The sequence below is a fragment of the Kribbella orskensis genome (assembly GCF_004342085.1).
Classification (GTDB): Bacteria; Actinomycetota; Actinomycetes; order Propionibacteriales; family Kribbellaceae; genus Kribbella; species Kribbella orskensis.
On sequence record NZ_SLWM01000042.1, the window covers coordinates 1 to 18,463 of the forward strand.

Sequence of the window (18,463 nt, forward strand, 5' to 3'; positions counted from 1 at the left end):
GCAACTTCACCAACTACCGGCTACGCATCCTGCTCGCCGCCGACGGCACCCGGCCCTATCGACGAACACCGAACCACGCCTGATTCCGAAGAGCCAGGAATGTCGGGGTCGGGTCCGCTACGGGTTCCTGTGTCGAGCGCGTCTATGTTCGCCATCTGCCCTTCGGTCAGTTCGAAGTCGGAGACGTTGAAGTTCTCCGCGATACGGACCGGATTGGTCGACTTCGGGATCGCCGAGCGGCCCTGTTGAAGGTGCCAGCGCAGCATCACCTGGGCGGGACTCTTGGTGTGCTCGTCCGCACCGGTCACAGGTCTCGTTCATACAGTCACTGTCACGCGGTTCGGCGCGTGTCGACCCCGGAACAGACCCGGGTTGAATCCCCGGGTTGTGCCCAGGGACGGGATACCGGTGGAGCCGCTTGCCCGCTTGCTCCAAGGGGCCCGCCAGCGCTGCCGCGAGTCGACCGGTCACCAGTGGATCGCGGTGACGGCGTCAGCGGAGGTCCTTGCGTGAGGTGATGCCCAACTTGGCAAAGACGTTGCCCAGATGCCACTCGACGGTGCGGGGGCTGATGAACAACTGTCCGCCGATCTCCTGGTTCGTGCGTCCACTGCGGGCCAGCTTGGCGATCTGGGCCTCCTGAGCCGTGAGATCGGTAAGTGTCTCCACCGTGTGCTTGCGAACGGTTTCCCCGGTGGCCTGTAGCTCTCGGCGGGCGCGGTCCGCGAAACCCTCCATCCCCATAGCGGCCAGCATCTCGTAGGCGACGTGGAGCTGCTCGCGCGCGTCGACGCGGCGACTCTCGCGCCGCAGCCATTCGCCGTAGAGGAGATGCGCTCGAGCCACCTCCGCACCCATGCGAGTGCGGCCAAGCCGCTCGATCGCCTCACGGTACAGACGATCAGCGGTTTCACCCTCGCTCAGCAGTGCCCGCGAACGCGCTTCGACCCCGAGCGCCCAGTCGCCGCCGCTGGCACTGGTGGACTCCGACAGCCGCCGTACGGCGTCGGTGGCGCGCTCCGACAACCCGCACCGTACGGCCGCCTCGACCAGCTCGACCAGACCCCAGTTCACTGTGACGCTTACGTCAGCGAGATATTCGCTGGCATCTTCGGCTGCTGCCAACGCGCTCTGATAGTGACCAACACCGTTGTTGAACACGGCGATCGCCCAATCGGTAAGCCCGATTCCGAGACCCTCGCCACGTTGGACGACTTCGTCCTTGGTGGCGGTGGCCAGGTCGGAGATCCCGCCTTCGCGGCCTCGCAGCGCGGCGAGGGCCAGATCGCCATAGGGCGCGAGGCGGCTTCCGGTTGCCTCCGTGACGACCTGCACTTCCTCGACCAGGGAGGCCGCGGCGGCCAGCTCGCCGGCGAAGAGGAGTGCGTAGGCGCGTTGGATCAGGGCGAGCGGGAGCTCGCTGAGAGCGCCGGCTTCCCGGGTCAGCCGGACGTGTCGGCTGGAGAATGTGTCCCACCGGTCGTAGTCCCACAGATGGACAGCAGCGATATTGGCCAGCCACAGCCAACGAAGATCCTCCTCCGCCGACGTCTCCCGGTCGAAGCCGCTCAGCGCACGCCGGAGCAGGGGCAATCCTGCCGCGTGTCCCTCGCTGAAGTTCGCGGCCAGGCCGTCCAGGAGGAGATCGTGTGGGCGGGGCGGGTGTGGCGGCCGTGGCGCCGCACGCGCTGCCTGTGATACATCCTGCGGCCATCCGCCGGGACTTGCCAGGCGGCCTGCGAACAGCGCGGCATTCAGCGCGTCCAGGTAGGTCTCGCGGGCAAGACCGGCATCAATGGCCTCGAGCCGCTTGGCGGCTCTCATCAGCAGTTGCGGGGCCTCGCTGCCCCGGTTTGTCGCAAAGGCGAGCTGAGCCCGCAGGAGATCAACACGAGCACGCTGGAATTCGTCGAGCGGTGCGGCCTCGGCCAGGCCCAGCAGTTGCACCGCGGCATCGAACGCGCCCGCCTGGACCTTCGCCTGAGCTGCGGCCAGCGCCCGGTCGGCGCGCTGCACCGGGTCCGGTGTCAGTGCCGCTGCCCGCTCGAGGAACGCGGCCGCCGCGGCCAGTCCCCCGCGCGCCTGGGCCCGGCCGGCCGAGCTCTCCAGCTCGGCGGCCACCTCCTCGTCAGGGCCGATCGCGGCGTGGGCGCGATGCCAGGCCCGCCGGTCGGGATCAGCCTTGGGATCGGTGGCCTCGGCCAGCGCGCGATGCGCCTCCCGCCGGTCACCAGCCGAGGCCGCCTGGTAGACCGCGGAGCGGACCAGGGGATGGCCGAAGTGGACCCCGGCACCGAACTCGACCAGCCCGACAGTCTCGGCCGCCGCTGCGGCGTCGGCCTGGATCCCCTGCAACCCGGCCGCGCGCCACAACAAGGTCATGGCGCCGGTCGGATCGGCCGCGGCCGTCAGCAGCAACCGCTGTGTCTGGGGAGGCAGCGACTGGAACTGCCGGTGAAAGCTGTCTTCGATCCGGCTGGCCAGTGGCCGTGGGTCGGGAAGCCAGAAGCCCCCGGCCAGCTGGGCGGGTCCTAGACCGCGGGGCAGCTGCAGTAGGGCGAGTGGGTTGCCGCGGGTCTCCGCGAGGACCCGGTCGCGCACCTCCGCGTCCAGCCGCCCGCCGATCGCTGTGGCCAGCAAGGTGCGCGCGTCGGCATTACCGAGCCCGGTGACGGTCAGCCCGGGCAGGCCGGCCAGCTCCTGGTCGTCGCCGGGCCCGCGCACCGCGAAGATCAAAGCGATCGGCTCGGCCAGCAGCCGCCGGGCCGCGAACGCCAGACACTGCACCGAGGCGCGGTCGAGCCACTGCGCGTCATCCACCACGCAGGCCAGCGGCTGGTCCTCCGCCGTCGCGGCCAGCAGGCTCAGCACGGCCAGGCCGACCAGGAAACGATCCGGAGCCGGCCCCTCCTGCATCCCGAACGCGACCGCCAACGCGTCACGCTGTGGCCTCGGCAGCCGTTCCATCCGGCGGCCGATCAACGGCACACACAACTGGTGCAGCGCGGCGTACGCCAGCTCCAATTCCGACTCGACGCCCCACACCCGGACTACGCGCAGATCCGATGCCGAGGCCCGGTTCGCCGCATAGTCCAGCACGACCGTCTTGCCGATCCCGGGCTCGCCGCGCACCACCAGCACAGCACTGTTGCCCGCCCGCGCCCGGTCGAGCACCCGATCCACTGCCCCGCGCTCGACGCGCCGGTCTAGAAGCCCCGTATCTGGACCACCCCTGGAGACGCCCATAATCGATGTCCTGCCCGCTCAATGGCAAGTCCCGCCGATACGAGCAGCCTAGGCCACAGAAGCCAGGCGTACTCGCGGCTTGGCCCACAAGCGACGTGCCACGGTGCTGACCACCTCGACGCGAAGCGCTCCGGACTTGAGTTCCTCGACGTACAACGCTGCAGCATTCGGCGTTGAGCTAGTGCCCGTGGACGAGACATAGCGGCCAAGTCATGCCACAGGCATGCCTGGCGCGGCCGCCATCTTGGCCCGCTCGGTGCAAGAGCGGCTCTGACCTGCGGTGTGCGGGTGTGTCGGTGGCGAGCGCGTCGGCCAACCCGACGATCGTCGCGTCTGGCGAGGCGAACGATCGTCAGACTGCGCCGGTTAGCCGGCGACGGCTGTCGCTTCAGCGGCCTGCAGGATGAGTTGGGTCGCGGCCTCGGGCTGGGACACGAACGAGACGTGCGAAGCCGCGACCTCCACGATCGTCGCGTTGGCGCGCTCGGCCATGAACCGCTGCAGCTCCGGCGGGATGGCCTTGTCCTCGGTGCCGAGCAAATACCAGCACGGCAGAGTGTTCCACGCCGGCGGGGCCGACGGCGTGGCTGCGAATGCCGCGGCGGCGTAAGGCCGCTGTGCCGCGGCCATCACTGCGGCCGTCGCAGGATCGACGTCGGCGGCGAAGGCTTCTTGGAAGGCCTCGGGGGCGAGGTAGAGATCGATGCCCTCGCTCCCGTCGGGGTTGGTGAACGGAACGGGCCGGATCGAGGGCCCTACAAGGCTGCCTTCGAACCTTTCGAGGAGCTGCTGCTGGCTCTCGCCGACATCGCACATCCAGCCGTTGAAGTAGACGAGCGCCTGGACCTGCTCGCTGCCGATGGCGGCGGTGGAGATCACATTGCCGCCGTAGGAGTGGCCGACGAGCACGATCGGACCGCTCAGGGTCCGCAGGAACTCGGCCAGGTAGGCGGCGTCGCCAGCGAGGTCGCGAAGCGGGTTGCCGAACCCGATGGCGGAATACCCGCGGTCCTGCAGGGCACGGATTTCGGCGTCGAAGCCGGTCGCGTCGGCCCATGCACCGTGGACCAGGACGATCGTCGGGGTCTCAGCAGCCATTCTCATCAGAGCTCCAATGTTGACGGATTGCCTATGTCGCGACAGTAGACCTGTGAGTGTGCCGGGGGCCAAGGCCATCGAAACGTATTGGTGGCGGCCTTCTCCGCCTCCGCGCGGCGGACGGGAGCTCGGAGCTCAATCCAACCGAGGCCGTCGCGCGCCTGAGCAAGGAAGGTCGCACCCCACTTCGCCCACTCGACGGCCGCACTCGTCGTCCCGCTCTCGAGCTCCTATGCAATCGCCGAGGGTTTCGGGCCGAGCGGTCGGTCTCGGACAGCTTCCGCCGGGCGCCGCTCCGCAGTCTCCTCAGCAGCGCGGCCAACGGCCCTGAGCTCCGAGTCGTGGCCACGGTCTGCGTGAGCGCCGTCGGAACCTGGCGCTGACAGTCCTCGCGCTGAAGGTTCTCGGACAGGGCTGATTGTGCGTACCGCTCGCCCACGCGACGAATCGCAACAGCCCCCTTCCCACATCGACGCAGACGCGCTGATGAAAGCTCAGCGCAACGGAGGGAGGCGGCCATGCTCGGTCTCGCAAGCGGCGGTCTGTTGGTCATTGGTCGGACGTGGAACCGCTGGTACGTTCCGCACTTCCTTGCCGCGGCAACAATCCTCGCGATCGCAGGACTTATCTTTGCGGTCGCCTCGCCACCCCTGGCGGGATGATCGGCGATCACCCACTCTGACTCTGATCGGCGGCGGACTATCGCTCCTGGTACTACTCGGCTATACCTACGCGCTATTGGCGCACGCCAGTGGAAACTAGTGGTCGTGGAACGTTCGGATTGCCGGATGCGGCGCAAGGATGGCCGTGACCACGGACGATGACAGGTCCGCGGCGCCGCAGCCGCCGGCACGAGGCAAGGGCGGGTGGTGGCGGCGGGTACGCCCGGCCGTCCTGCTCGTGCTCGGCGGTGTGTCGCTGTACCTGCTGCTCCCAAGCCTGCTCTCGGTCTTCGGGTCGTGGCGAACGCTCTCCCATCTGGACTGGCCCTTCGCGATCCTCGCCCTCGCCTGCGAGATCGCGAGCTATGTGTGTCTGTGGGAGGTCGATCGGATCGTACTGGGTACCCGCGCCTGGTTCCCCGTCGCTGCCGCGCAGCTCAGCGGGTTCGCCGCGGCCCACGTCCTGCCCGGCGGTGGCGCCACCTCCACAGCTGCCACGACCTCGGTGCTGCGCAAGGCCGGCGTCGCCGACGACACAGGCGAGATCGTCACGGCGCTCGGCGCAGCCTCCCTCCTGCAGATGGCAACGACCTTCTCCCTGCCCGTGCTCGCGCTACCAGCGGTCCTGGGCGGGGCGGCGATCAACCACAGCCTGGAGGCTGCGGCCTACCTCGGCGCCGCCGTACTCGTGACACTCCTGGCAGGGGGTACGGCGGCCTTCGTCAGCGATAAGCCGCTCGAGATTGCCGGACGCGCGATTCAGTGGCTAATCAACGCGACGATCAGGCGGCACAAGCACATTACCGACATTCCGCAGCGGTTGCTCGCGGATCGCGACTTCGTCCGCACGACGGCCGGCCGGCATTGGAGGACGATATTGTCGGCGGCCGTGGGCAACACCGTATTCGACTACCTCGCCCTGCTCACCGCGCTTCACGCGGTCGGAGCCGACCCGCGACCGTCGCTCGTCGTCCTCGCGTACGTCGCGGGAGAGCTCCTGGCGCTGCTGCCCTTCACTCCCGGCGGGCTCGGCTTCGTCGAGGCCGGCCTCGTCGGGATGCTCACCCTCGCAGGCGTGCCCAGCGGCGACGCGCTGGCGGCGACCTTGCTCTACCGCATCGTCGCGTACTGGCTCCCGCTGCTCGCCGGAGGCGTGGCATACCTGCTCTTCCGGCACCGCTATGGCTCCAGCAACGCGCAGAGTTGACGAGCCGCAGAGTCAGAGGTAGGCCTTGCGCCGCAGCCATTGCAGTGAGGGGTACCCCCAGATGGGTGGGAGGTAGTTGGTGCACAGGCGGTGGGTGACCGCGATCGCGAAGGCCGTGGACTCGTCGACACCGAACGCGACAAGGCCGGCTGTGAGGGTGGCCTCGGCCGCACCGACGCCGCCCGGTACTGGGATCAACCCTGCTAGCGCCGACGCCACCAGGTTGACGAACAGGAGCTGTGCCAACGTGAGTCCGACTCCGTAACCGTGGCAGACGGCACCGAGGTGAGCGCGAAGGTCAGTTCCCCGCCAAGGTTGCCGCCGAAGAGTTCCAGCCTCTTTCGTCGGGTTCGCAGCACGACGCGGAGGGTGGCAAGGCCTTGGCGCATCGATGGGAGGACCTTGCGGCGGATGGACGGGACCAGCCAGATCACGGTGGCGCCGACGAGAAGCGCAACGATGATTGCCGCGACCAGTCGGCTATCAGGAGTGCGGACCTGCACGTCGCCGCTGTCCAGGTTGAGGTCGACCAGAGGCAGCATGAGCAGGACGAGGATGATCTGTACGATCTTTTCGGCCAGGGCGTCGACCGCGCCTGAGGCCACGGCCTCCGCAGCTGATCCTCCCATTCGCTGAACAAAGCGCACAGTGGCGGCGATCGTGCCGGCCGAGCCGGGAACGGCCATGCCAATGAACTTTTGCGCCGACTTCAACGCGACGCACGGCACCAGTGGAAGTGGGGTGGCCACGGCTCCCCGCAGAGAGATCGCCTCTGGAACGAACCCGAGCTGAGCCACCAGAAGCGCGGTAATGAGCCAGGCCGGTTCAGCGTTGCGCAGGTTGTCGGCGATCGTGTCGAATCCGATCTCCGCAAGTTGGCCGATCAGCAGGTAGGCGGCCGACGCCACCGCTGCGGTGACCAGGAAGTCGCGGCCCCGGATCCGCCGCATCGGCTTGATTTCGACTGGTTGAGTGCCCGCGGCGGCTGCGGCCGCGGCCCGTAGCGCCTTGAGGGCGACCTCGTGGGAGCCGGCCAGGTCCCGCGTGTGCGGGGTCAGAGCGGCACGCTGCAAGTACGGCAATGAACCCGTCACAGCGTCGACGCCGACGCCATCGATGGCTGTTGCGAGCGCGCGGTCGGGGCCGACGAGCGCCGTGCAGGCGACGAGCAACTCCGCCACGTCGATGTCGAGCGCCGACCGTGGCGCTCCCAACGTCGCCGCGGCGAATCCAACGAGCACAGGCTGACCGTCGGTCAGGATCACATGATCGGCGTTGAGTCTTCCGTGCGAGATGCCCGCCGCGTGCAGTCTTGCGACCTGGCGCCACAGGTCGAGCAAGGTCTCGTCCGTGACCTGATCGGCACGCATCGCCTCGAGACGGTCGTCGTCGGTTCGTCGGGTGACGAGGCCCGCGTCGCCGCCGGGTCCTAGCGCCGCCATAACCACCTCAGGGACGCGCGCACCTGCCCGGGCGGCCATCAGGGTCGCCAACGCCTCGTGCTCGACCTGCTCCAGTCGTCCGACCGGTGCGCTGCGTGGAGGGTCCCGATACATGAGCAGGCGCCAACGACGCGCCAGGCGCTGAGTGTCCTGTGCGTCACGACCCAGCACCCGAATGTGGAGCGCTCGTCCAACCCGGTCACGTCCGGTGTACGCCGCCGCACCGCGCTGCTGGCGGGTCGACGGCCGGAGGTCGTCGACCCGCCAGCGACAGCATCGACTCACGAACGAGATCGGACGGTGGTATGCCGGCAGCAGAACCGAACAGCAGCCGGACCAGAGCGCCAGATCCGAGTCCGAGTGCCAGTGCGGCCAAAACATCAGAGGGCAGCGCGGCTGCCATGGCCAGCAACGCCACAGCCGCCAACGCGAGGAGCCAACCGAGCAGACGCCGAACAGGCACAACGAGCTCGGGGCCGACCACGGCTACGACGGCGGCCGCGGCCGCGAGACGGTACTCGGGGAATCCCCACCGGGACCACATGTCTCTGTCGACGGCAAACCAGCTCGGCCCAACTACCTGCCCGAGGACGCTCCCCGCGCCAGCCAGCACGGCAAGCGCAACCAGGACGTCGCGAGCTAAGCGCCACCGGCGACGGACCAGGACATCGACGACGACGAGCAGCGCGAGCACGAGCAGCGCGACAACCAGCGCCCGCCAGAGACCTTCGGTCCAGCCAAGAATTGTGACCAACGCTTGCCCGACGGCCTCATCCTGACCAGGCGCCGACACCGCGATCGCGGCCGCCGCGCCTGCAAAGACAGTCATTGCACCCAACAGGACAGCAGCGATCGTGCGGCGATTCCTCCCGCCCACCTCAGCGGCGATGAGCAGCACCAGGTGGTGGTCTTGTTGATCGCCGCGCACGGGTAGTTACCCCACCAAGTCAGAGGCAGCTCGGTCCCAATCGCACGAGAGCCCGAGTGACGCGGACAACAACCCCGGCGATTCGCAACGCAGCTGAAGCAATGCCTCTACTCTGCTGAACAAGCGCCTCCTCCCACCCGGCGGCGCAGTCATCATCGCGGTTGCCATTTGTGCCCTTTGATTGAGCTGGGCCAAGAACAAGAATGCTCCTCCGCGCAAAAAGTAGCACCCGCCGCGCCACCCACTGCGAACCGGCGCACCACCGTGCCATCCGGGCCCGCGCGCCCTCTGTGGCTCTGGCCATGAACCCAGTCCACGTCTGCGACCAGCCTCCGGAGGGACCCCACCGCGGGCCGGTCTGCGCTCACCGACTCCGAGTACTCCACCGCCGAACAGGTGGTGGCTTGTGCGGTTCCGTCGACCGGTCGGGCTTCGGCAGTGTCTGTCACGCCCTCGTTCCAGGCGGTGAGCTTGGAAGGGCCTCCCGGTCGGCCGGAAGCCCCCCCGCTCCGGGCTCCACGAGTAGCGCCGACGACCGCAGCGATCCCTCGGGGCCGCGGGGGTTGCCATGTGGGGTCGCAGAGGCGTTGGCTGAATCTGTTGTGGCTCGCATCCGGAATCCCATAGGGAGGGACGAGATGGACCTTTCCACACGGTTTGAAGACCTCGAGAAGCGCACCTCCGCAGCGCTGACCTCGGTGAAGAGCGCGGCGACCGAGTCGCGCGACCAACTCCGCGAGCGGATTGACCAAGCCCAGGCCGACCTCGACCTGGCAGGCAAAGACGCCGAGCAGAAGGCCGGCGAGACCGCCGCGCGCGCGCAGAGCAAGTGGGCGCAGATGAGGGCTGACGCGACGGCCAAAATGGACGATGCCAAGGCGAAGATCGACAAGCGCAACACGCAGCTTGACGCCAAGATGGCGGCGAACGACGCGGACTGGGCTGAGGCGGACGCGATCGACGCAATCGACTACGCGCAATGGGCGGTCGAGAACGCGCGGCTGGTGGCCCTCGACGCCTTGGACGCGCGCGTGTACGCCGACGAGCGGGCCCGGGCCGCGGAAAACGCCCCGTAACCCCGTTTGCCACCTGGCGACGGGTCCTCGGTCGACCAGAACAACCATCCCCGGCCGAGCGGGACGCACGCGCACCCGACAGCCGACCCACACCGCGTCGCCAGGTAAGGCCAGCGTGAGGTGGTAGCCGAGGATGCATGGATCGTCGGTGTGTGGGTTGCTGCCGTCGCAGTCCAGTTCTTGTGCTGAGCGCAGCACCGGCCAGTCAGACGTCCGCTGCCTGGTCAGGTTCACCTTGTCGCACTCCGATCGCATCTAGCGCTTGGATTGGCCAGGGCGACAGGGCAGGGGAACCGCGTACCGCCCTACGCACGCTCGGAGCTCACCCATCGCCCTGACCGTGGTTAGACGGTAGGAGTTCAGAAGGGGTCGAGACTACGAACTTGCACGGGCTTGCACGGCTATTCGAGGACCTCGAGTGCAGTGGCGATCAGGCGTCGCGCGGGGGCTCCGACGACGGCGATTTCGGCGAGGCGGGTGAACGCGTCGGCGTACATGGCGATCTCGCCGGGCTGGGTGATGGTGAGGTAGCCGGAGATCAGTTCGACGTTGACCTGGGCGTCGTCGAAGATCCAGAAGTCCTCGACTGGGGGCATCGCGGTGCGGTCCGCGCCGAGGGGCAGGATGCCGACGGAGACTGACGGCAGCTCGCTGACGGTGAGGAGGTAGCCGAGCTGGCTGGCCATGACGTCGGTGTCCCCCATGACGTTTCGGAGGACAGCCTCTTCGATCAAAACGGCGAACCTTCGGTCCTTCTGGTGGAGCAACTTCAGGCGCTCGTTCCGCACCTTGACGGCACCCTCGACGTCATCTGGCAGTCCGCGGCGGGCTGCGGTGCCGCGGAGGAGAGCGCGCGTGTAGCTCTCGGTCTGTACGGCGCCCGGGATCAGCCAAGGCGAGTACGTGCGGAAGCGTCGGGTGCGCTGCCACAGTGGTATCACGGACTCGTGGGCGCGGCGAAGTCCCCCACGTTCCATCCGCTTCCACTGGACGAACATGCCCTCGATCGCTTCCAGCGAGGCGATGAGATCGGCGATCTGGTCGGAGGCTTCGCACTGTGCGGCCCAGAGACGAATGTCTTTGGCAGACGGTGAGGTCTTGCCGTTCTCGATGCGCGAGACCTTTGACTCGTGCCAGCCGCAGGACGACGCGAGCGCCCGTGCGGTGAGACCGGCAGTCTTCCGGATCTCACCGAGACGGGTGCCGAAGTCGCGTTTGGCCTTCTGGGCGTTCGAGAAGGCAGGGGGTGTCGGCAACGGTTACAGGCCTCGTGTCAGCTCGGGTGGTACTCCTCGTGCGGGATCGCTCGATCCCATACGGCGTCGAACGCTGCTACGCACAACTTAGCCAGGTCCGGGTCGTCGGTGCGCTCTTCACCCACCCATGTCCCGTCGCCGTCGCAGAAGTTCCAGAGCACGATTTGCTCGTCGAAGATCCAGAAGTCGTTCGGTGTGACCAAGAGCCCGGTTGTCTGCTGGCGCGGCAGCCAACGCACTTGCTCGCCGGCGGCGATGTTGTGCGGCTCGGTGACGTCGTACTCGAACTGCACGTACTCACTGATCGGCTCCGACACTACCCGAGCACGCCGGACCTCGACTCCCCTGCCGGTCGTGTCGCGCACCAGATCGTGGAACGTCTGCCAGCGCTCGGCAGGATCGAAATGATTGCCCGCCTTCCATTCGTTCCAGTCGGGGTCCTCGGGCTCATACAAATCCCGGGTCTCGAGGTGCAGCGCGCTGCGCTGAGCCGACCGGAACAGTTGGAAGGCGAGAGGCTCAGCCTTCACGCATTGCTCCCCTCAGCACCGACGCCATCCGAGCCGGGATCCGCACCACCGTCTCGTTCTCCTGAACTGGAGCTGTGGCATTCACCTCGCCCATCGTCTCAGCGTCGAGCTTGTACCCCTGAATCACCAGGCTGCCGTCGGCCTCGTCGACCCACACGGTCGGACAGCTCGTATTCGGGCAGGTGGTATCTGTGCCGATGTATCGCAATGCCATGATCTCTACCCCATCCCGCGAGCTTGCATGGACTTGCAGCCTAGATTGGATGCGATCAGAATCGAAGAGCTACCGGCGTGTCACGCACCGCAGACGCGGTCTCGTCGCTGAGGTCGGGGTGACAGGCACTGCTCGCCCGTCCGCAGCTAGAACGCCGTTCTCTCCGCGACCCACGTGTTGAGCTGCTGCCGCACGTCAACACGAGAGAGAGACGCGGCGCGATGGCCTACGTGAAAGATCAATGGACGCGGGCGGTGAAGCTGGCGGACGGGACTACGACTCGGGCAAATGGGGACGCGGGAAGCGGTGGCTTGCCGGGTGGGTGGATCCGGAGGGGCGGGAACGGTCAAAGGCGTTCGCGACCAAGACGGCTTTGGACCGGCATGGGGCTGCGATGGAGACGGATCGGGAGCGTGGGGGTACATCGATCCGGATGCCGGGAAGGTTCGGTTTGAGGAGGTTGCCGAGAGGTGGCTGGCGTCCCGGGTGGTGGATCCGGCTACGGCGCTCAAGTACGAGTCGTCTTTGCGGCTGCACTTCGTACCCGTGTTTGGGGCGGCGGCAGTTGCGGACGATCAAGCCATCGGAGATCCCTGCTTGGGTGGCGGAGCTGGATGCGCGGTTCGGGTCGTCGATTGCGTACCTCGTGCTCCGGACGTTGGAGATTGCCGTCGACGACGAGGCGATTAAGCAGAATCCGGCGAAGGCGCGAGTGGTAAATGTGCCGGCGGAGAAGGGTGGGAAGACGATCGCGTGGAGCGACGAGGTGGTGCCGCGGATCGTGCAGGGGCATCCGCCGCAGTACCGGCCGATCGGAGCGGGTTGCAAGGGCCGCCCGTCGTAGCCGAGTATCTGATCGCAACCGGCAGAGCCGACGACGCCCTCGATCTCCTCTGCCGAAGCATGATCCCCGATCTGGTCGAACCTGGCACCGTCGACGAGATGCTGATGTGGGGTGCCCGAGCCGCCGCTAGCCTGATGGAGTCCGCCCGGGACCGGCGCGACGGCAATGGGATCAGAAGAGCTCGAGCACAATTCGACGGCCTCGTCGCTGCGCGCAACAGTCTGCAGCCTCCACCCTTCGAGGTCATCGCGACCAGCGACCTCATCCAACCCGCAATGAAAGCGCTCTTCGCCGCAGAGAGTGCACGGTTCAGAGCCGGGACGGCTACATCTAGCGCGTGGGAAGAAGCAGCCAACCGGTGCAGAGCAGCCGGAATGCGGTGGGATGAAGCTCTCGCATCATGGCGTTGGGCTCAGGCGCTGTTCCACGAAGGCGCCAACCGGTCAGTCGTCGCAGTGCCACTGAGATCGGCGCACCGCTTCGTAGTAGAGGTCGGCGCGCTGTCGCTGCAGCTCGAGGTGGAGTCACTGGCGACTGTGAGCAAAGTGCGGCTCGACGAGCCATCGGAGCCCTCGCGCGATCAGCCCCCGGCACCGTTCCGTTCACTGACAAGGCCAGAGCAAGAGGTGCTGTCCTACCTGGTCGCTGGCCGAACCTACGCCGAGATCGCCCGAGCGCTGTTCATCAGTGAGAGCACAGTGAGCGTGCATGTGTCGAACCTCCTGCGCAAGACCGGAACGTCATCACGCCGCGAGGTCTCTGCGCTAGCCCTCCGCCTTACCCAATCCTCACCCGCTGACCACTAGGCCGCCGCTCGTCACCACTCACAAGTAACGCGTCGGAAGTGCGCGCGTGACCTGCCGACGCAGGTCTTGCTCCAATCGCTGACCAGCGTCTTACAAGTCGGCGGTGGACCAAGACTGGGCTGTCTCACACGCGTACCGTGCCGGCCGATCGCATATCTGTGCTGTCACTTTCGGCATATTCGACTTGTCTTCATTGACAGGTCCATTGACTGACTCGTTGCCTTAGGCAGCTTAACCTGCAAGCCGGCTGAGCAATGATCCGTTTCGTGAGCCGATTCAGACCTCACCCCCATCGGCCCTTCCAGCTTCTCCCCCACTGCTAGACGCAGTTTCTTGGCACGAACCACGGCATGACGAGCTACGTCATCCGGCGGCTTGCCGGAGCGCAATTCCTGGCTCTTCGTTGACGTAACGATCTCGGTGACGCTCGCGGGCTGCAGTACGACGGTGCGGATGCCCCGGAGCGGAGGCGCTGATCGCACCGTTCTCGAGCAGACCGTGGCCGCGGTGAGCCGGGCGCTCCGTGGAGCCGACACCGCTCCTCAACGGCTGAAGGCGATTGTGCTCGTCGGTGGGGTTGACGGAAATCCCGTTGGTAAGTCTGCTCCTGCAGTCGAGGTTCGGGACGCCGACCGCCGTGGACATCCGCCCCAAGGCCCACAGCTGGTTGGGGAGCCTGGGCCGAGAACTCTCGCTTCACCCAAGTCCGCGGGACGCTCGGTCTGCACGCCTTCGGTCAGGGTGGTGCGGCGATCTTTCTCGCGCCTGATCCCGCACAACCCCGGGGCTTGGCGGCGTGGTAGGTGCTCGGGGCGATCTCGACCCCGAGCCAGCGGCCCTCGACGACTCGGTTCTTGGGTCGTCGTTGTAGGCCACGATCACTCCAGTTTGTGGTCGAGCTCCGTTGCCGCGGAAACGCAGACGTCGTCCGCAGAATCTCGTTCGTGCGCTTGAGCTCCCGGTTCTCCCGCTCGCGCTCGGCGATCCGCTGTGGACGACACCGGACCGCTCGCCGCGCTAGCTGAGCACGCGAGCTCAGCCTGGCCGGCCCGCCTATGGCCACTGGCGTGCGGGGGGCGTACAGCACGAGTGTTGGTGTGGGTCAGCGAGTCCACACGCTGGTCGTGTTCTGGCAGAACCGGAGGAACGCGAACGTATAGCCGTAAAGGTCTCCGACTTGGTCCTGGCTGCTCTCGATGCTCCATTTGCAGCCGCTGATGCCGGCCGCTTCAAGAACTGTCGCGTCGCCTCTCGCGTTGTAGGCGATGAACCCGTGGTTGCTGGTGTCGACCAGGCCGGAGTCACTCAGACCCAGCTCATCGTTGATGAGCGTGTAGCTGCCGTCGGGCCCAATGGTCAGCCACCATTGGCTGCTGTCACCGGCCCCGCCGTTCCACTTTCCGACCAGCTCGGGCGGCGGGGCCGGCACCTCGACTTCAGGCCCGTCGGGTGTTGGTGTCGGGGTCGGCGTTGGTGTTGGTGTCGGCGTCGGTGTCGGGGTCGGGGTCGGTGTTGGTGTCGGGGTCGGCGTTGGTGTTGGTGTCGGGGTCGGCGTTGGTGTCGGGGTTGGAATCGGGGTCGGCGCAGGTGTCGGGGTCGGGGTTGGAGTCGGCGTCGGCGTCGGCGTCGGCATTGGCGTCGGCGCAGGTGTCGGGGTCACTCCCGAGGTCCCTTCCGGGCCCGGCGGTCCGATAGCCATGGCCACGCCGAGGCCGACCACGATGACGCCCACGAGCGCAAGCGCAGCTGTCGCTAGCCAGCGGGGGAACAGTGCAAGGTGGGTGATGGTGCCGCGCAGCAGCGAGGGCGTCGTCAGTCCATCGGAGCTGACGTCGATGGCGAAGTGTCGATCCACGGCGCCGCCGAGCCAGCGCAGCGGCGCTGTGACTCGCACCGGTACGTCGAGGCGGGTGCCAGGGACGACGGTGACGGCGCTCGGTACTGAGATGCGCACATCTCCCTGTCCCGCGCCCGACAATTCGACATTCTCGGTGACATTCCCGTCGTTGGTGATGGTGATCCAGCTGCGCGCATGACGTCTGGCGTTGACGCGATCAGGAGACAGGATCGTCGCAAGTTCGTGGAACGCTCCGACAACGAGACTGCCTCCGGTGCCGGTTCGCACTCGCGGGTCCAGGGAAGACTGAACGTGGATCTGAAAGGGCGTGGTCCCCGCCACGCGGTCGGACCTGCGTGGCGGGGCGGCCTCCAGAGAGATCCTCGCGTCGGTCTCCGGGTAGATGGACACGGTTGTCGGCTGCACCCTGAGCCAAGGCACAGATGCACCCTCCACGGTCACCTCTACGACGACGTCTTCAACCCGAGTGCCGTCGTTGTGCACGGTGATCTCGGCGTCGGCGACCGAACCCGGATCGACCGGCAGCGTGGCCGGCGCGACGTCTACCCGCAGAGCCAACGCCGCCCCGTCCCCCGATGGCGCGCTGCCTTCAGCCCGTGCATGCGGCGCCGCTTGTTCATTCTCGTCCTGCCAGTCCAAGAATGAGCCGCAGCTTGGACAGAAATTGACGTATCCGGCAGCAATCCTCGTACCGCACTCACTACATCTTGCACTCATCTGCGTTCACCCCCTCGCTTCTAGTGGGCCGACTCAGTCGCTCAGGCAGCTCGGGTAGTCGGCGAACTCACAGACAACGAAGTCGAGATGCTGACCGTACGGCGGGACGTCTACCGGGAACGGGCCACCATCGCCGCCGCGTGGGCCGCACTCATAGTCGCTTTCGACATCGACGATGCACATCGCGTTGTATACCCCTGGCGAGAGCTGGATGGAGTAACGGCCCTGGGCGTCGGAGTCGACATGGGGTTGATGGCAGATTCCGGGACAGGACGGCACGATCTTGAACTCCACCGTGACCTGGCCGGCTGGCTCGCCGTCAGCAAAGATCGTCAGACCGCTGAAGGTGGAGTCGCTCGCGGCCTGGTCGTCGGGCTGGGGTGCAGGCCGGGTTCTCGTCACTACGTTTGGGCTCGGGACCGAGCTAGGTGGGATGCGAGGGGGAGTTGTGGTGGTGCTGTTGTACCCATCCGCCGAGTCGTCACCGACGGTCGTGGAGCTTTCTGGCATGCTGAAGGTGTCAGGTTCGGCGTGCCTCTCGCTGCACCCAGCGACGACCGTGGCCGCGATCAGGAGACTCACGGCGAAGATGGACGCGATCCGCTGCTGTTGTGTCGAGTTGTGGCCCATGGCTCTCCTCCGTGGGTTATCCGAGCGAGGGTGACGTGGCTGGGAGGAGCTCGTCATGCCGCCAATTCGAGTTGATTGCGGTATCCCGGATCTCGTGGCGGGTCCAGAAGCCACTGATCGCGGCGCGATCCCTTACCGCAGTCATGATCGGCCGAAATGAGGTTGAAATTGGTGACACATGATTCTCCCCAATGGCGCTTGCGACGAGGCCGCCGCTTTCCTCCACAGTCGGCTCGATGGCCACGTGACCACATCAGGAGTAGGCCCTTAGAATTGGCGCACATCCCCTTAGAAGTCTCCGGCGCCTGGGTCGTCGCTTCGTCCTTGGTGTGCAGACATTCGGCTGGTTTGGGCTGAGACTGGATACCGCCGGCAGCGAACGGCGCGACGGTGCTGTGGGGGCGTTGCGTTCGTTTCGGGGCGGTGGACACGCCGTACGTTGCGTTGCGCTGATCGGCGCATTGGAGGGCTGGATTGACTCGGCTGAATTCTCCGAACGGTCCGCCGTGCTGGCTGCGGTTCCGGCCGTTCTCAAGGTCGACGAACTCCTGCGCGCCGAAGTCGAGCGCCGTCTGACGGTGCGCAGCGCGTCCGGTACCGATGACGTATGCGCCGTACTCGCGTGCGAGCTGTGTCGCCATCGAGCCGGCTGCGCCGGCGGCGCCGTGCACGAGGACGTCTGCCCCGCCTCAAGACGTCCATGATCGAACAGTCCTTGCCACGCGGTCAGGCCAGTCATCGCGACGCTCGCGCCGACGTGAAGTCGACGTCGCCCGGCAGCGGCGCGAGGTTGCGCGCCTCGACGGCCGCGTACTCCGCGAGAGTGCCGTCGCGGGTCCAGTCGGTGAGGCCGAACACCCGCTGTCCGACCGACAACCCCGCCGTTCCATAGCTGAGAGCGGTGACCACGCCCGCCAGCTCGGTGGAGGAAGGTTCCGCCGCACGAGCGGCCATCCCGGCGACCAGAGAAGCCACCTTCAACTCCGGGTTCGCGCCCTTGTCGGTCGGCACCACGAGGTGCTCATCGGCCAGGTCCCGAAGGCCTGCGGACTCCGCCAGTGCCAGCACCGGGACCAGTCCAGCCGACGACACCGAATTCGCCTCGCCGAAGCCGCCGAAGTCGCCCCCACGGACGAGACGGTTTCGCCCCCAGAGATGCCCTTCCGGGTTGGGTACCGATCGAGATCGTCGCAAGTCCCAATCTCCCAGCCCGCAAGGGCATCCTCGCGCTACGGCACGCTCACCCGACCCCAGGTATCGGTGGATCCGCGCTTAGGGTTCGAGGTGCGCGCGGCCGGCTACAGACCGTTGCGGTAGGTTTCGTCGTAGTAACCGCCGAGCCGCGTGCGGTAGTCGTCATCGACTCCCGTGTTCGGGTCGAACTCGGGGGCGTCCTTGATCTGTTCCTTGCTCCGGTCGACATAGACCTTCTGGTCGTCGTGGTCGACCCGCTCGACGACGCCGGGCGGGAGCAGCACCTTGCGGCCGAAGATCCACGGCCCGGTGTCGACCACCAGGCCCGCAGCACCGGACTCGTTGGTGGCTTCGTCGACCTTGCCGATGTCGCCGTCGACGGCGGCGATCTTGTAGCCGGTGACGTCCTTGCCCTCGGTGAAGCCGGACTTGTCTCGGTAGTTCCAGGGGTCGAATGCGCTCATCGACATGGCGGTGTGCCTTTCGGACGGTGGGCCGTGGCCCAGCAGGGACTCTCGACACCGGTGCCGGCTCGTAACCGCACTCGGTGTCTCGAGCGTTGGTGCGCACCCCTGTACCCGCCGCCTCGCGCGCCAACCGGACAGCATCAACCCGACATCCGCGGTTTCGAGTCCTGCCTGCTCTTGTCCGCCGTGAGGTCGCGTGGGTAGGCGGGCAGGGTGATCGAAGGCCCGTTTGGTGCTCGGCGGCCCCGGGTACGGGATCGGTTTCCGGGATCTGACGGGCCTCGAATA

At 67.0% G+C, this 18,463-nt stretch carries 17 protein-coding genes and 1 pseudogene; 5 read left to right on the top strand and 13 right to left on the bottom strand.

Features of this window, described 5'->3' with window-relative positions; genetic code table 11:
• Positions 1 to 20: 20 nt before the first annotated feature.
• From EV644_RS42600 to EV644_RS42610, 3 genes are all read right to left on the bottom strand, one after another.
• The gene (locus tag EV644_RS42600; protein ID WP_242001042.1) at positions 21 to 308 is read right to left on the bottom strand and encodes an aldo/keto reductase; all 288 of its coding nucleotides are present in this window, start codon (positions 306 to 308) and stop codon (positions 21 to 23) included.
• A 184-nt stretch (positions 309 to 492) separates the two neighbouring features.
• Entirely contained in the window at positions 493 to 3,246 is a 2,754-nt protein-coding gene (locus tag EV644_RS42605; RefSeq protein WP_132197275.1) for a helix-turn-helix transcriptional regulator, read from the bottom strand.
• A 366-nt stretch (positions 3,247 to 3,612) separates the two neighbouring features.
• Positions 3,613 to 4,350, bottom strand: a complete 738-nt coding sequence (locus EV644_RS42610) for an alpha/beta fold hydrolase (RefSeq protein ID WP_241999428.1) — start codon at positions 4,348 to 4,350, stop codon at positions 3,613 to 3,615.
• An 801-nt stretch (positions 4,351 to 5,151) separates the two neighbouring features.
• On the opposite strand from EV644_RS42610, the gene EV644_RS42615 reads away from it, so the two are divergent.
• The gene (locus EV644_RS42615; protein ID WP_158293105.1) at positions 5,152 to 6,213 is read left to right on the top strand and encodes a lysylphosphatidylglycerol synthase transmembrane domain-containing protein; all 1,062 of its coding nucleotides are present in this window, start codon (positions 5,152 to 5,154) and stop codon (positions 6,211 to 6,213) included.
• 12 nt (positions 6,214 to 6,225) lie between these two features.
• Here EV644_RS42615 and EV644_RS47415 read toward each other — a convergent pair whose 3' ends face one another.
• The 3 genes from EV644_RS47415 to EV644_RS45010 all read right to left on the bottom strand — a co-directional run bounded on the left by EV644_RS47415 (position 6,226) and on the right by EV644_RS45010 (position 8,484).
• Positions 6,226 to 6,459: a lysylphosphatidylglycerol synthase transmembrane domain-containing protein gene (locus EV644_RS47415; protein WP_199240363.1), complete on the bottom strand. Its 234-nt coding sequence runs from the start codon at positions 6,457 to 6,459 to the stop codon at positions 6,226 to 6,228.
• Positions 6,417 to 7,694 carry a lysylphosphatidylglycerol synthase domain-containing protein gene (locus tag EV644_RS47420; RefSeq protein WP_158293106.1) on the bottom strand — a complete coding sequence of 426 codons (1,278 nt, stop codon included), beginning with the start codon at positions 7,692 to 7,694 and terminating at the stop codon, positions 6,417 to 6,419. Before EV644_RS47420 ends, EV644_RS47415 begins: the two co-directional genes overlap by 43 nt.
• A 160-nt stretch (positions 7,695 to 7,854) precedes the next feature.
• Positions 7,855 to 8,484 (bottom strand): hypothetical protein, encoded by a 630-nt coding sequence (locus tag EV644_RS45010; protein ID WP_158293107.1) that lies wholly within the window; start codon positions 8,482 to 8,484, stop codon positions 7,855 to 7,857.
• 737 nt (positions 8,485 to 9,221) lie between these two features.
• On the opposite strand from EV644_RS45010, the gene EV644_RS42630 reads away from it, so the two are divergent.
• Complete coding sequence (locus tag EV644_RS42630; RefSeq protein WP_132197283.1) at positions 9,222 to 9,659, top strand: hypothetical protein; 438 nt, start codon at positions 9,222 to 9,224, stop codon at positions 9,657 to 9,659.
• 401 nt (positions 9,660 to 10,060) lie between these two features.
• Here the strand turns inward: EV644_RS42630 and EV644_RS42635 are convergent, their stop codons facing one another.
• From EV644_RS42635 to EV644_RS42645, 3 genes are read right to left on the bottom strand one after another with little or no spacing between them, the layout of a single operon-like run.
• Entirely contained in the window at positions 10,061 to 10,915 is an 855-nt protein-coding gene (locus EV644_RS42635) for a helix-turn-helix domain-containing protein (RefSeq protein ID WP_132197285.1), read from the bottom strand.
• A 17-nt stretch (positions 10,916 to 10,932) separates the two neighbouring features.
• The gene (locus EV644_RS42640; protein ID WP_132197287.1) at positions 10,933 to 11,445 is read right to left on the bottom strand and encodes a DUF6879 family protein; all 513 of its coding nucleotides are present in this window, start codon (positions 11,443 to 11,445) and stop codon (positions 10,933 to 10,935) included.
• Complete coding sequence (locus EV644_RS42645) at positions 11,435 to 11,602, bottom strand: hypothetical protein (RefSeq protein WP_241999429.1); 168 nt, start codon at positions 11,600 to 11,602, stop codon at positions 11,435 to 11,437. The genes EV644_RS42640 and EV644_RS42645 overlap by 11 nt, the downstream gene beginning before the upstream one ends.
• 658 nt (positions 11,603 to 12,260) lie before the next feature.
• On the opposite strand from EV644_RS42645, the gene EV644_RS42650 reads away from it, so the two are divergent.
• Together EV644_RS42650 and EV644_RS47620 are read left to right on the top strand one after the other, a co-directional pair.
• Positions 12,261 to 12,503, top strand: coding sequence for a hypothetical protein (locus EV644_RS42650; protein WP_132197291.1), 243 nt, complete (start codon positions 12,261 to 12,263; stop codon positions 12,501 to 12,503).
• Positions 12,504 to 12,562: 59 nt separating this feature from the next.
• Complete coding sequence (locus tag EV644_RS47620) at positions 12,563 to 13,309, top strand: helix-turn-helix transcriptional regulator (protein WP_305000102.1); 747 nt, start codon at positions 12,563 to 12,565, stop codon at positions 13,307 to 13,309.
• A gap of 1,102 nt (positions 13,310 to 14,411) precedes the next feature.
• Here EV644_RS47620 and EV644_RS45845 read toward each other — a convergent pair.
• Complete coding sequence (locus EV644_RS45845; protein WP_199240364.1) at positions 14,412 to 15,884, bottom strand: zinc ribbon domain-containing protein; 1,473 nt, start codon at positions 15,882 to 15,884, stop codon at positions 14,412 to 14,414.
• 33 nt (positions 15,885 to 15,917) lie between these two features.
• Positions 15,918 to 16,286 (bottom strand): hypothetical protein, encoded by a 369-nt coding sequence (locus tag EV644_RS42665; protein WP_132197293.1) that lies wholly within the window; start codon positions 16,284 to 16,286, stop codon positions 15,918 to 15,920.
• Positions 16,287 to 16,843: 557 nt separating this feature from the next.
• Here EV644_RS42665 and EV644_RS47005 point away from each other — a divergent pair.
• Complete coding sequence (locus EV644_RS47005; protein ID WP_241999430.1) at positions 16,844 to 17,218, top strand: hypothetical protein; 375 nt, start codon at positions 16,844 to 16,846, stop codon at positions 17,216 to 17,218.
• Between the two features lie 235 nt (positions 17,219 to 17,453).
• Here the strand turns inward: EV644_RS47005 and EV644_RS48240 are convergent.
• Together EV644_RS48240 and EV644_RS42675 are read right to left on the bottom strand one after the other, a co-directional pair.
• Positions 17,454 to 17,606: pseudogene (locus tag EV644_RS48240) on the bottom strand (IS1380 family transposase); the annotation flags it as partial.
• Between the two features lie 206 nt (positions 17,607 to 17,812).
• Complete coding sequence (locus EV644_RS42675; protein WP_132197295.1) at positions 17,813 to 18,172, bottom strand: PRC-barrel domain-containing protein; 360 nt, start codon at positions 18,170 to 18,172, stop codon at positions 17,813 to 17,815.
• Between the last annotated feature and the right edge of the window lie 291 nt (positions 18,173 to 18,463).

Bases quoted from the DNA above. Each gene is read 5' to 3' on its own strand.
- EV644_RS42605 (WP_132197275.1), bottom strand. From the start codon at position 3,246: ATGGGCGTCTCCAGGGGTGGTCCAGATACGGGGCTTCTAGACCGGCGC.
- EV644_RS42610 (WP_241999428.1), bottom strand. From the start codon at position 4,350: ATGAGAATGGCTGCTGAGACCCCGACGATCGTCCTGGTCCACGGTGCA.
- EV644_RS47420 (WP_158293106.1), bottom strand. From the start codon at position 7,694: ATGGCCGCCCGGGCAGGTGCGCGCGTCCCTGAGGTGGTTATGGCGGCG.
- EV644_RS45010 (WP_158293107.1), bottom strand. From the start codon at position 8,484: ATGACTGTCTTTGCAGGCGCGGCGGCCGCGATCGCGGTGTCGGCGCCT.
- EV644_RS42630 (WP_132197283.1), top strand. From the start codon at position 9,222: ATGGACCTTTCCACACGGTTTGAAGACCTCGAGAAGCGCACCTCCGCA.
- EV644_RS47620 (WP_305000102.1), top strand. From the start codon at position 12,563: ATGATCCCCGATCTGGTCGAACCTGGCACCGTCGACGAGATGCTGATG.
- EV644_RS45845 (WP_199240364.1), bottom strand. From the start codon at position 15,884: ATGAGTGCAAGATGTAGTGAGTGCGGTACGAGGATTGCTGCCGGATAC.
- EV644_RS42675 (WP_132197295.1), bottom strand. From the start codon at position 18,172: ATGAGCGCATTCGACCCCTGGAACTACCGAGACAAGTCCGGCTTCACC.